The sequence below is a fragment of the Paraburkholderia graminis C4D1M genome (assembly GCF_000172415.1).
In the GTDB taxonomy this organism is placed as follows: Bacteria; Pseudomonadota; Gammaproteobacteria; order Burkholderiales; family Burkholderiaceae; genus Paraburkholderia; species Paraburkholderia graminis.
Genome location: NZ_ABLD01000001.1, coordinates 27,336 through 38,845, shown reverse-complemented (window position 1 = coordinate 38,845; position 11,510 = coordinate 27,336). Strand labels below are relative to the sequence as shown.

The following is an 11,510-nucleotide window of genomic DNA, read 5'->3' as shown; positions in this document are numbered from 1 at the left end:
CATTTGCACCGCACTATTGCCGCGCGATGAAACGCGTCGGCATGGAGCTTGCTAAAAGTCGCCCCATGCACCTCTCGCCCACCGATCCGTCGACGACCAGCCCCTCGGGCGCGGCCCCCTCGGCCGCCGCGTCGATCACGCGCGACTGGACCTGCCCGTTCTGTCCGCTGCTTTGCGATGACCTCGCGATCGAATCGCGTGACGACGCGACGCTCGCCGCGCAGAACACCGACTGCCCGCGCCTCCTGGAAGCGCTCACGCACTATGGCGCCGCGGATGCGCAATGCAGTGCGAGCATCGACGGAAACGCGGTGGACCTCGACGCGGCGCTCACGCGCGCGGCGCACATTCTGTCGTCAGCGCCGCGGCCGCTGTTCGGCGCATTGGCGACCGATGTGGCCGGCGCGCGTGCGCTGTACACGCTCGCTGCCGGCTGCGGCGCGATCCTCGATCATCGGCATGGCGATGCAATGAGCGCCGCGACGCTCGCGCTTCAGGACCGCGGCTCGTTCTTCACGACGCTTTCCGAAGTGCGGTCGCGCGCCGATTTGCTGCTGTTTTTCGGCTGCCAGCCATCGCGGCGCTATCCGCGCTTTTTCACGCGAACCATCGAGGGAACGACGACGCCGCGCGAACTCGTATTCATCGGCTGCGAAGCGGACCCGGCGGCGAGTGGACCTGGCTGCGAGCATGTGCGGGTCGAGTCGATTTTGCCCGACGCCGATCCGTTCGATACCCTCGCGCTGTGGTCGACGATCAGCGACCGCCGTCCGCCGACTTCGCTGCATCAGGACGTCGCCGATGCGCAAGACGCGCAGCGCACGCTTGCCGCGTTGCAGGCGCTACAGGCTCGCATCGATGCCGCGCGCTACACGGTGCTCGTGTACGAACCCGCGTCGTTGCCCGGCCCTCATGCGGCGTTGCTGATCGAAGCGTTGAACCGGATCGTGAAGGCATCGAATCTGAAGTCGCGCGCGGGCGGCCTCGCGCTCGGCGGCGATGACGGCGCGTTGACGGTCAACCAGACGGTGACATGGCTCTCGGGCCTGCCGCTTCGCACGCGCGTATCGACACCGGCGCGTATCGCGGGGACTACGCCGCTCGACTACGATCCGTATCGCTATCGCACGGAAAGACTGCTCGCGGATCGCGAAGTCGACGCGCTCTTGTGGGTCGCGAGTTTCGCGCCGCCCGCGTGGCCCGAAGCGCTTCCCGACGATGTGCCGCTCATCGTGCTCGGGCATCCGGCTCTCGCGCAGCGCGCGGCGGCTCGCGGCAAGAACACCGTGTTTATTCCGGTGGCGACACCGGCTGTGGACAGCGGCGGGCATCTGTTCCGGGTGGACAGCTCAGTCGTGATGCCGCTCACCGCCGCGCGCCGCGCTGCGCTTCCGTCGGTCGGAACGATTGCCGCAAAGCTTGGCGCGCTGCTGGCCACGCCGCTCGCCGCGTCTCACGCAGAGGCCCAGCCATGACGCTCATCCGCCTCAAGGGCGGCACCCTCTTCGATCCGGCCAACGGCGTCGACGGCGAGCGCCGCGACCTGGCAATCCGCGACGGCCGCATCGTCGACGTCCCCGCGAACGCTCCAGCCGACCGCGAATACGACGCGACCGGCATGATCGTGATGGCGGGCGGCATCGACATGCACTCGCATATCGGCGGCGGCAAGACCAATCTGTCGCGCCTCCTGCTGCCCGAAGATCATCGCGACGATCCCGTGCGCGACGCATCCTATGAATCCGTGCAGGACGCAAACGGCCGCTATCTGCGCCTGCCGTCTTGCGGCGTCTGCGCGCCCGGCACGCTCGCAACCGGCTACCGTTACGCCGAAATGGGCTACACGGCCGCATTCGAACCGGCGATGATCGCCTCCAACGCGCGCCACACGCACCTCGAGATGGGCGACACGCCGATCATCGATCACGGCGCGTACGTGATGCTCGGCAACGACGAACTGTTCCTGCAAATGCTGGCCGCGCGCGACGATTTCGAGCATCTGCGCGACTACGTCGGCTGGACGATTCATGCGAGCAAGGCGCTCGGCGTGAAGGTCGTGAATCCGGGCGGCATCTCGGCGTTCAAGTTCAACCAGCGCTCGCTCGATGTCGACGAACCGCACGTGCATTACGGCATCACGCCGCGCGAAGTGCTGCACACGCTGACACGCGCGCTCACCGAACTGCGCGTGCCGCATCCGCTGCATGTGCACGCGAGCAATCTCGGCGTGCCCGGCAACATCGATTCGACCATCGCGACGATGGACGCCGCCGACGGCCTGCCGATCCACCTCACGCATATCCAGTTTCATAGCTATGGCGTAGAAGGGCCGCAGAAGTTTTCGTCGGGCGCGCGGCGCATCGCGGAAGCCGTGAATGCGCGGCCGAATGTGTCCATCGACGTCGGTCAGATCATCTTCGGGCAAACCGTCACCGCTTCCGGCGACACCATGATGCAGTTCCGCAACGCGCCGCTCGCGCGGCCGCACAAGTGGGTGGTCGGCGACATCGAATGCGACGCCGGCTGCGGCGTGGTGCCGTTTCGCTATCGCGAGCAGAGCTACGTGAATGCGTTGCAGTGGATCATCGGGCTCGAAATCTTTCTGCTGGTGGACGACCCGTGGCGCGTCGCGATGACGACCGATCATCCGAACGGCGGACCGTTTACGAGCTATCCGCATCTGATTCGTCTGCTGATGGACAAATCGTTTCGCGACGAGCAACTCGCGAAGCTGCATCCCGACGCGCAAGTGGCGAGCGCGTTGCCGCAACTGACGCGCGAATTCTCGCTGTACGAGATCGCGACCATCACGCGCGCGGGGCCGGCGCGTCTGCTCGGCCTGAAGGACCGCGGCCATCTCGGCGTGGGCGCGGCGGCGGACATCGCCGTGTATCGCGACGATGCCGACCGCGAGCGGATGTTCACGTCGCCCGCTTATGTGTTCAAGGACGGCGAACTGGTCGCGCGCGACGGCACGCTGGTCTCGACGCCAACGGGCGGCATCCATTTCGTGTCGCCCGAATTCGACCGCGGCATCGAGAAGCGAATCCGCGCCTACAGCGAAGCGAATCTCGCGAGCAACTTCGCGCATGCCGCAATCGGCGACGACGAGATCTGCCACTGCTGCCGCGGCGGCAAGCTGTTGCCGGTCGAATGCTTCGCGAACGGTCAACGACATGGCTGAAACCGCTGACCCGACGACCGTCACCCCGAACCGTGACACGCACACGATGAGCGACACGCCGACCCTGCAGATCAACGGCACCACGATCGACGCCACCTTCGCCGAAGCGTTTCCGATGAAGGCGACGCGGCTCGTCATCACCGCGCATACGCCGGCGTGGGCGATGAACGCAGCGCACTCGCTGACGGGCTTCGCGACCTCGGTGATCGGCTGCGGCTGCGAGGCGGGCATCGAACGCACGCTCGAGGGCGACGACACGCCGGATGGTCGGCCAGGCGTCGCCGTGCTGCTGTTCGCGGTGTCGTCGAAGGAACTGGCGAAGCAGATCGAGCGGCGCGTCGGTCAATGCGTGCTCGCGTGTCCGACCACGGCCGTGTATCGCGGCATCGATCCGCAAACGAGCCGCGCGCCGCTGTCGGACCTCGCGCCGCTCGGCAAGAACCTGCGCTTTTTCGGCGACGGCTGGCAGATTTCGAAGATGCTCGGCGACACGCGTTACTGGCGCGTGCCGGTGATGGACGGCGAGTTCGTCTGCGAAGAAACAGCGCCCACCGTGAAGGCGGTGGGCGGCGGCAATCTGATCCTGCTCGCGCGCGACATCGACGCGGCGCTCGCAGCCGCCGAGGCCGCCGTCGACGCGATGCGCCGCCTGCCGAGCGTGATCCTGCCGTTTCCTGGCGGCGTCGTGCGGTCGGGATCGAAAGTCGGCTCGAAGTACAAAGGCGCGACCGCGTCCACCAACGACGCGTTCTGTCCCACGCTCGCCGGCCTCTCCGCGCGCAGCGAGTTGAGCGCGGAAGTGGGCTGCGTGCTCGAAATCGTGATCGACGGACTCACCGAGGCGGATGTCGGCGCGGCGATGACGGCGGGCATCGTCGCGGCTGCGGGACTCGGGCGCGCAGGCGGCCTGCTGCGCATTTCCGCAGGCAATTACGGCGGCAAGCTCGGCCCGTATCACTTCCATCTGCATCAACTGGCCGGCGGCCTCGGCGGGAGCAGCGCATGAGCGTCGTGACGACATTGCGCGTGCGTACCGCACCGGGTTTTCGCGTCGATGCTTCGGCGTTGCTGCCCGCAACGTTCGCGGCGCTCGCGGTCGCGGACATCGAGCGCCTCGTGCTGCCCGCGGGCAACGATCGTTGCGTCGTCGGCGATGTATTCGATGTGTCGCGCAACGGCGACGCAGCGCCCGATGCAAAGGACGAGCAGAACGCACAGAACGCCGAAGCCGCGCTCGTGATCGAAGACGCCGTCCCGTGGCTCGACCGTCTCGGCGCACGGATGACGCAAGGCCATCTGATCGTGCGCGGTTCGGCGGGCGATCACAGCGGCTTCCAGATGGCGGGCGGCGTATTGCGTATCGACGGCGACGCCGGCCACTTCACCGCTTGCGAAATGCGCGGCGGACGGCTGACCGTCGCGGGCGATTGCGGCGATTTCGCGGCGGGCGCGCTCGCCGGCGACGTCGAAGGAATGACGGGCGGCACGCTGACGATTCACGGCAACGCGGGCGCGCGGCTCGCGGACCGGATGCGCCGCGGGCTCGTGCTGGTCGGCGGCGATGCGGGCGACTTCGCGGCGTCGCGGCTCGTGGCGGGGACCATCGGCATTGCAGGCCGGTTGGGCGCACACTATGCGTACGGTATGCGGCGCGGAACCCTGCTGCTTGCGCAGCGTCCCACTAGTCTGCCGCCCACTTTCGCCGACGGCGGCCGCGGCTTCGACGTATTCTGGTCCTTGCTCGTACGCAGTCTCGCGGGCGAAATCGCGCCGTTTTCGCAGTGGCGCGCGGCCGCGCTGCCGCGCCGTTATGCGGGCGACGCCGCCGTCGACGGGCGCGGCGAAATACTTGTGATGAGCTAACCAGGGAGGCAGAGATGACGACCGCGCATGCTTCTTCCGCACAACGCCGCGCCGACACGTCCACGCCGCGCTATGCCGGCTCGTTGATCGCGCTGCACTGGCTGATCGCGTTCGGCATCATCGGCCTGCTTGCGCTCGGGCTCTACATGGTCGGACTGCCAAAGGGCCTGCCGCTCAAGGCGACGCTGCTGAACCTTCACAAATCCATCGGACTCACAGTTTTCCTGCTGGTGCTTCTACGCATCGCGGCGCGGGCGGCCTTTCATCGGCCGCCCCTGCCGCCGATGCGACCGTGGCAACGCGCCGCCGCGCGCACTACGCAGGGCCTTTTATACGTGGCAATGGTCGTCATGCCTGTGTCGGGCTATCTGGGCTCGTCGTTCAATCGCTATGGGACGCGCTTCTGGGGCATTCCGCTGCCGAAGTGGGGTTGGGACGATCACGGCTTGCGCGAGCTGTTCTTCGGCATTCATGAGGTGACGGCGTATCTGCTGATCGCGCTGATCGTGCTGCATGTGGCGGGCGCGATCAAGCATCAATGGATCGACCGCGACAATCTGCTCGCGAGGATGCTGCCATGACGCGGGCGCGAACAACCGGCACGCTACGCACGCGCGACGCGCATCGCGTGTCGTTCACGGTTGCGGGCGCCGACGACGGCGTGCCGGTCGTCGTCCTGCATGGCGGCCCAGGCAGCGGCAGTCAGCCTGACGCAACGCGGCTCTTCGACCTGACGCGCTTCAGGGTCGTGCTGATCGATCAGCGCGGCACTGGAGCTTCGACGCCGCGCGGCGGCGTGCGCCGCAACCGCACCGACCGCCTGATCGAAGACATCGAAGCGGTGCGCGTGCGGCTTCGCATCGAACGCTGGGGCGTGCTTGGCGGATCGTGGGGCGCGGCGCTCGCGCTCGCCTATGCGGGACGGCATCCGCAATCGGTGACGGGCGTGGTGCTGCGCGGCCTTTTTCTCACGTCGATGCGCGAGGTTCGCGGCCTGTTCGTCACGTCGCAAAAACGCGCGCCGCGCGCATGGCAAAAGCTCTGCGCCGCTGCGCATTGCAAGCGGCCCGCTGCGCTGCTTTCGCAATGCCATGCGCGGCTGCAACGCGGCCGCGCAAGCGAGGCCCCGCAGCGCAAGCTCGCGCTCGCATGGCGCGGCTATGAAAACGCCGTGCTCGCGAGTGCGAACACGCGGCGCAGCTCGTACCGGCCAGGCTCTCGCATAAGGACAGCCGCAAGCTCATCGGCAAGTACCGCATTCAGGCGCATTACCTGATGCATCGCTGCTGGCTCGGCGAAGCGCGGTTGCTGTCGTTCGCGCGCCGCGCCGCCGCGGCCGGCGTACCGCTCTTTGCAGTGCACGGTTCGCGCGATCCCGTGTGTCCGCCGGATAACCTGCGGCGCCTCGCGCGAGCGGTTCCCAATGCTCACATTGAATGCGTGCGCGCCGGCCATCTTGCAAGCGATCCCGCTTTGCATGCACGCGTGGCCGATGCACTGACAACACTGTTTCTTCCACTCACCGACGAGGGGCGCACGCTGCGCCGCGCGGCATGAAAATCAAGGTACTCGGCTCATCGGCGGGCGGCGGCTTTCCGCAGTGGAACTGCAACTGCCGCAATTGCGACGGCGTGCGGCGCGGCACGCTGAAGGCCACGCGCCGCACGCAATCGTCGATTGCGGTGAGCGCGAACGGCGAGGACTGGCTGCTCGTGAATGCGTCGCCCGATCTGCTCGCGCAGATCGCCGCGAACTCGGAGCTTCAACCGGCCCGCCGCGCGCGCGACAGCGGCATCGCGGCGGTGCTCGTCATCGACGCGCAGATCGATCATGTCACCGGCCTCCTGATGCTGCGCGAGCGCGACACGCCGCTGCCGCTCCATGCAACCGACGCCGTCTGGCAGGACCTGACGAGCGGTTTTCCAATCGCGCCGATTCTCTCGCACTACTGCGGCGTCGAGCATCGGCGAATCGCGCTCGACGGCGCGCCGCTCAGCGTCGACGCATTGCCCGGCGTGCAGATCGACGCGCTGCCGCTCACCAGCAAGGCGCCGCCCTACTCGCCGCATCGCAACTCGCCCGAGCGCGGCGACAACATCGGGCTCGTGTTCACGAACCGGCAGACCGGCAAGCGCGTCTTTTACGCGCCCGGTCTCGGCGAGATCGAACCGCACGTACTCGAGGCGATGCGCGCGGCGGATCTGCTGCTCGTCGACGGCACGCTGTGGACCGCCGATGAAATGATCCGCCTCGGCCTCTCGAAGAAAACCGCTGCGGATATGGGTCATCTGCAGCAATCGGGACCTGGTGGCATGATCGAAGTACTGGATTCGCTCGACGCGAAAAGCGCGCGCAAGGTGCTGATCCACATCAACAACACCAACCCGATTCTCGTCGAGGATGGCCCCGAGCGCCGCCTTCTCACGGAGCACGGCATCGAAGTTGCCTACGACGGCATGACCTTCGAACTATGAAGCGCGGCCACGCAGCACGCGTCGCGCAGGAACGGGAGATTGCATGAACGCGAAAGACACCTTGGGTACGACGCCAGGCAGCGAGCGCGCCCGCGACGAAGCCTGGACCCGTGAGGAATTCGAAGCGCAGTTGCGCGCGAAAGGCACGGCGTACCACATTCATCATCCGTTCAATGTGAAGATGAATAGCGGCGGCTGCTCGCCCGAACAGATTCGCGGCTGGGTCGCGAACCGCTTCTACTATCAGATCAACATTCCGCTGAAGGACGCGGCCGTGATGTCCAATTGCCCGGATCGCGAAACGCGCCGCCGCTGGGTGCTGCGCATTCTCGATCACGACGGCTACGGCGGCGAGGAAGGCGGCATCGAAACATGGGCACGCCTGGGCGATGCAGTGGGCCTCTCACGCGACGAGCTGTGGTCGCTCGAACACGTGACGCCTGGCGTGCGCTTCGCCGTCGACGCGTACGTGAACTTCGCGCGCCGCGCGCCGTGGCAGGAATCGGTGTGCTCGTCGCTCACCGAAATGTTCGCGCCGCAGGTTCATCGCGACCGGCTCGCGAGCTGGCCCGAACACTATCCGTGGATCGAAGCGTCCGGCCTCGCCTACTTTCGCTCGCGCATCACGCTCGCACAGCGCGACGTGGAGCACGGCCTCGAAGTCACGCTGAATTACTTCACGCGGCGCGAACAACAGGAACGCGCGCTCGAGATTCTGCAATTCAAGCTCGACATTCTGTGGACCATGCTGGACTCGATCGAAAAGGCCTTTCCGCAATGAACGACATGTCCAACGCCGATCGTCCCGCGCTCAACAAGCTGTTCCGGCTGCAATGGGAACCGGCGCAGAACGCGCATGTGCTGCTCTATCCGGAAGGGATGGTGAAGCTCAATCAGAGCGCGGCGGAAATCCTCAAACGTTGCGACGGCACGCGCGATATCGAAACGCTTATCGCCGATCTCGAGCAGGCGTTCAACGCAACAGGACTTGGCCCCGAAGTACGCGCATTCGTGACCGAAGCGCATTCGCGCGGATGGCTGGAGTAGCGCAATGACCGATCTCTCGCAACCTGCTGCCGACATTCACACTGAAGCACAGCCCGAAGCGACGCCCGCGAGCGTCGCGCCGCCGCTGTGGCTGCTCGCGGAACTGACGTATCGCTGCCCGCTGCATTGCGCGTTCTGCTACAACCCCGTCGACTACACCAATCACAATCGCGAACTCAGCACCGAACAATGGCTCGGCGTGCTGCGCGAGGCGCGCGCGCTCGGCGCCGCGCAATTGGGCTTTTCAGGCGGCGAACCGCTGATGCGCGACGACCTCGAAGTGCTGGTCGGCGAAGCGCGCAAGCTCGGCTTCTATACGAATCTGATCACCTCGGGCGTCGGTCTCACGGACAAGCGCCTCGGCGACCTGAAAGCGGCCGGGCTCGATCACATCCAGTTGTCGTTTCAGGACTCGACTCAGGAACTCAACGACTTCTTGAGCAGCACGCGCACGTTCGATCTGAAGCAGCGCGTCGCGGCATCGATCAAACAGCATGGGTTTCCGATGGTGCTGAACTGCGTGCTGCATCGCTATAACCTGCCCCACGTCGACAAGATCATCGACATGGCGCTCGCGATGGGCGCCGAATACCTCGAACTCGCGAACACGCAGTACTACGGCTGGGCGCATCACAATCAGGCGCAGCTCATGCCGACCCGCGAGCAGCTCGAGGAAGCAGAAGCGGTGGTCGAACGTTATCGGCGCACCCATGGCGATCGCTGCAAGATTTTCTTCGTCGTGCCCGACTATTTCGAGCGACGCCCGAAGCGCTGCATGAACGGCTGGGGCGCGGTGTTCCTCGGCGTTGCGCCGGACGGCGCCGCGCTGCCCTGTCACGCGGCGCGCGCGCTGCCCGGCCTCGTGCTGCCGAATGTGAAAGACATGCCCCTGCGAGAGATCTGGTACGAGAGCGACGCATTCAATCGTTTCCGCGGTCTGCAATGGATGAAAGAGCCGTGCCGCAGTTGCGACGAGAAGGAAAACGATCTCGGCGGCTGCCGTTGCCAGGCGTATCTGCTCACCGGCGATGCGGCCAATGCGGACCCTGTGTGCGACAAGTCGCCGTTGCATGAAAAAGTGGTCGACGTGACGCGTCTCGCGGCGGCGGCGCATGAACCACGAGAGCAGCCCATCATGTTCCGTAACGATGCAAACTCGCGCAAGCTGACGGGCGCGCATGCACCGCAAAACAAGGTGCAAAAAACGGCGCACGACGAGCCAAACGACAACGGCCACACCAGGGGTTGACCATGACAGCGGCGGACATTTCAGTGTTGCTCGTCGACGATCACGCCGTAGTGCGCGAAGGCTACCGGCGGCTACTCGAAGTGAATGCCGACGTGCACGTGTGCGGTGAAGCAGCCGACGCCGCTCAGGCCTATCAGCGCTTCTGCGCGCTGCGGCCCGATGTCGTCGTGATGGATGTCTCGTTGCCGGGCGCAAGCGGAATCGAAGCAATGCGGCGCATGCTCGCGCGCGAGGCCGATGCGCGCGTGCTGATTTTCAGCGTGCATGAAGAGGCGATTTTCGTGCGCCGCGCGCTCGACGCCGGCGCGCTCGGCTATGTGACGAAAGCCAGCGCGCCCGACGTGCTGGTCGAAGCGGTGCGCACGATCGCGCGGCGCGCCAGTTATCTAAGCCCCGACATTTCGCAGGCACTCGCGCTGCGCAATGCATTCAGCGAAGGCCCGCCAGGACGGCAGTTGTCCGCGCGCGAATTCGAGGTGTTGCGTTTGCTCGTGCAGGGCTACACGCTGCCGAGCATCGCCGAAAAATTGGGCCTCAGTCAGAAGACCGTGGCCAATCATCAGTCGGTGATCCGGCAGAAGTTCGGCGCGGACAACGGTGTGCAACTCGCACAAATGGCAAGCCGCCTCGGCCTTCAGTTCACCGGCTCCGCCAGTCCCGCTTGAGCGGGCACGCGCGCGCAAAACAGGAAGCCGCCTTCGGGCTTGCTCGCGACATGAAACTCGCCGCCTAGCGCTTCGACCCGCTCGCGCATGCCGATGAGCCCCAGGCCCGCGCGCGGCGCATCGAGGTCGACGCCGGGACCGTCGTCGGCCATCGTTACGACGATTTCGTCGATTGGCCGGCGTTTTAGGGCATTTTTCTGCGGCGCTTGCGCCTCGCGCGGCGCGCGCACCATGAACACTTCCACGCGCGAGTGCCGCGCGAACTTCGACACGTTCGTCAGCCCTTCCTGCACCAGCCGGTAAAGCGTGATGGTGAGCGCGTCGCTGAGCCCTGTGTAATCGCCTTCTATCGTTAGCGAGAACGACGCGTCGGGCAAGCGTTCGCGCCATCCGTCGATGCAATGCTCGAGCGCGCTCGGCAAGCCGAATTCGTCGAGACCGATAGGCCGCAAGCGCCGGATCATTCCGCCGATCTGCCGATACACATGACTCGCGCTCCGCATCAATTCCACCGATATGCGATGAATCTCCGGCTCGCGCGCGGCGGAGAGATCGCGGATACGTGCTGCGTCGAGTGAAATGGCGTTGAGGTACTGGCCGAGTTCGTCGTGCAGTTCGCGCGCGAGGTGGCGGCGCTCGAGTTCCTCTGCCTGCAACGCCTGGTTCGCAAGACGCCGGTTGTCGGCGAGCAGACGTTCGGCCTCTTCTTCGAGCACGCGCCGATGCGCAAGCTCGCTGCGCGTCTCGCGATAGCGGCGCCACGCGAACCACGCAAGCCCCAGCGACAGCACGCACAGCGTGAGCGGCAACTCGTCGAGTTGAAAGCGCTCGACGCCGCGCGTCCACCGATAAGCGCGCTCGCTCACATCGAACAGCGAGCCGAGCGCGGCCGCGAGCAAGGTCAGCGCGAGCACGCAGGCAAGATCGCGCGGCACCGCGGAATGCGGCGAATTGCGCGGCATATTGCGGCGCGTTTGATGAGGTTGGGTGGATTCGCTCGACATCACGTTTGCATTCTAGTCAGGCCA

The 11,510-nt window shown here is 65.9% G+C and carries 11 protein-coding genes and 1 pseudogene; 11 read left to right on the top strand and 1 reads right to left on the bottom strand.

The window, feature by feature from the left end; all coding sequences use genetic code 11:
- Positions 1-65: 65 nt before the first annotated feature.
- The 11 genes and pseudogenes from BGRAMDRAFT_RS00180 to BGRAMDRAFT_RS00130 all read left to right on the top strand — a co-directional run bounded on the left by BGRAMDRAFT_RS00180 (position 66) and on the right by BGRAMDRAFT_RS00130 (position 10,482).
- Positions 66-1,475 (top strand): molybdopterin-binding domain-containing protein, encoded by a 1,410-nt coding sequence (locus tag BGRAMDRAFT_RS00180; protein ID WP_044020004.1) that lies wholly within the window; start codon positions 66-68, stop codon positions 1,473-1,475.
- Complete coding sequence (locus tag BGRAMDRAFT_RS00175) at positions 1,472-3,184, top strand: formylmethanofuran dehydrogenase subunit A (protein WP_006046581.1); 1,713 nt, start codon at positions 1,472-1,474, stop codon at positions 3,182-3,184. Before BGRAMDRAFT_RS00180 ends, BGRAMDRAFT_RS00175 begins: the two co-directional genes overlap by 4 nt.
- Positions 3,185-3,230: 46 nt before the next feature.
- A complete protein-coding gene (gene fhcD, locus BGRAMDRAFT_RS00170) occupies positions 3,231-4,190 on the top strand; it encodes a formylmethanofuran--tetrahydromethanopterin N-formyltransferase (RefSeq protein WP_044020137.1) in 960 nt (319 codons plus the stop codon).
- Complete coding sequence (locus tag BGRAMDRAFT_RS00165) at positions 4,187-5,047, top strand: formylmethanofuran dehydrogenase subunit C (RefSeq protein WP_006046579.1); 861 nt, start codon at positions 4,187-4,189, stop codon at positions 5,045-5,047. The genes fhcD and BGRAMDRAFT_RS00165 overlap by 4 nt, the downstream gene beginning before the upstream one ends.
- A 14-nt stretch (positions 5,048-5,061) precedes the next feature.
- Positions 5,062-5,628 (top strand): cytochrome b, encoded by a 567-nt coding sequence (locus BGRAMDRAFT_RS00160; protein ID WP_006046578.1) that lies wholly within the window; start codon positions 5,062-5,064, stop codon positions 5,626-5,628.
- Positions 5,625-6,604 (top strand): annotated as a pseudogene (locus BGRAMDRAFT_RS00155) (alpha/beta fold hydrolase). Before BGRAMDRAFT_RS00160 ends, BGRAMDRAFT_RS00155 begins: the two are co-directional and overlap by 4 nt.
- Positions 6,601-7,521, top strand: a complete 921-nt coding sequence (gene pqqB / locus BGRAMDRAFT_RS00150; protein WP_006046575.1) for a pyrroloquinoline quinone biosynthesis protein PqqB — start codon at positions 6,601-6,603, stop codon at positions 7,519-7,521. The pseudogene BGRAMDRAFT_RS00155 and the gene pqqB overlap by 4 nt, the downstream one beginning before the upstream one ends.
- Before the next feature lie 43 nt (positions 7,522-7,564).
- Positions 7,565-8,302, top strand: a complete 738-nt coding sequence (gene pqqC, locus BGRAMDRAFT_RS00145) for a pyrroloquinoline-quinone synthase PqqC (protein WP_006046574.1) — start codon at positions 7,565-7,567, stop codon at positions 8,300-8,302.
- Positions 8,299-8,568: a pyrroloquinoline quinone biosynthesis peptide chaperone PqqD gene (gene pqqD, locus BGRAMDRAFT_RS00140; protein WP_006046573.1), complete on the top strand. Its 270-nt coding sequence runs from the start codon at positions 8,299-8,301 to the stop codon at positions 8,566-8,568. The genes pqqC and pqqD overlap by 4 nt, the downstream gene beginning before the upstream one ends.
- 4 nt (positions 8,569-8,572) lie before the next feature.
- Complete coding sequence (gene pqqE / locus BGRAMDRAFT_RS00135) at positions 8,573-9,817, top strand: pyrroloquinoline quinone biosynthesis protein PqqE (protein ID WP_006046572.1); 1,245 nt, start codon at positions 8,573-8,575, stop codon at positions 9,815-9,817.
- A gap of 2 nt (positions 9,818-9,819) precedes the next feature.
- Positions 9,820-10,482, top strand: a complete 663-nt coding sequence (locus BGRAMDRAFT_RS00130) for a response regulator (RefSeq protein ID WP_006046571.1) — start codon at positions 9,820-9,822, stop codon at positions 10,480-10,482.
- On the opposite strand, the gene BGRAMDRAFT_RS00125 is transcribed toward BGRAMDRAFT_RS00130, so the two are convergent.
- The gene (locus BGRAMDRAFT_RS00125; protein WP_044020000.1) at positions 10,452-11,486 is read right to left on the bottom strand and encodes a histidine kinase; all 1,035 of its coding nucleotides are present in this window, start codon (positions 11,484-11,486) and stop codon (positions 10,452-10,454) included. The genes BGRAMDRAFT_RS00130 and BGRAMDRAFT_RS00125 overlap by 31 nt on opposite strands.
- Positions 11,487-11,510 lie beyond the last annotated feature (24 nt).

Excerpts from the sequence above, each read along its gene's own strand:
- BGRAMDRAFT_RS00180 (WP_044020004.1), top strand. The coding sequence starts at position 66 with ATGCACCTCTCGCCCACCGATCCGTCGACGACCAGCCCCTCGGGCGCG.
- BGRAMDRAFT_RS00175 (WP_006046581.1), top strand. The coding sequence starts at position 1,472 with ATGACGCTCATCCGCCTCAAGGGCGGCACCCTCTTCGATCCGGCCAAC.
- fhcD (WP_044020137.1), top strand. The coding sequence starts at position 3,231 with ATGAGCGACACGCCGACCCTGCAGATCAACGGCACCACGATCGACGCC.
- BGRAMDRAFT_RS00165 (WP_006046579.1), top strand. The coding sequence starts at position 4,187 with ATGAGCGTCGTGACGACATTGCGCGTGCGTACCGCACCGGGTTTTCGC.
- BGRAMDRAFT_RS00160 (WP_006046578.1), top strand. The coding sequence starts at position 5,062 with ATGACGACCGCGCATGCTTCTTCCGCACAACGCCGCGCCGACACGTCC.
- pqqB (WP_006046575.1), top strand. The coding sequence starts at position 6,601 with ATGAAAATCAAGGTACTCGGCTCATCGGCGGGCGGCGGCTTTCCGCAG.
- pqqC (WP_006046574.1), top strand. The coding sequence starts at position 7,565 with ATGAACGCGAAAGACACCTTGGGTACGACGCCAGGCAGCGAGCGCGCC.
- pqqD (WP_006046573.1), top strand. The coding sequence starts at position 8,299 with ATGAACGACATGTCCAACGCCGATCGTCCCGCGCTCAACAAGCTGTTC.
- pqqE (WP_006046572.1), top strand. The coding sequence starts at position 8,573 with ATGACCGATCTCTCGCAACCTGCTGCCGACATTCACACTGAAGCACAG.
- BGRAMDRAFT_RS00130 (WP_006046571.1), top strand. The coding sequence starts at position 9,820 with ATGACAGCGGCGGACATTTCAGTGTTGCTCGTCGACGATCACGCCGTA.
- BGRAMDRAFT_RS00125 (WP_044020000.1), bottom strand. The coding sequence starts at position 11,486 with ATGTCGAGCGAATCCACCCAACCTCATCAAACGCGCCGCAATATGCCG.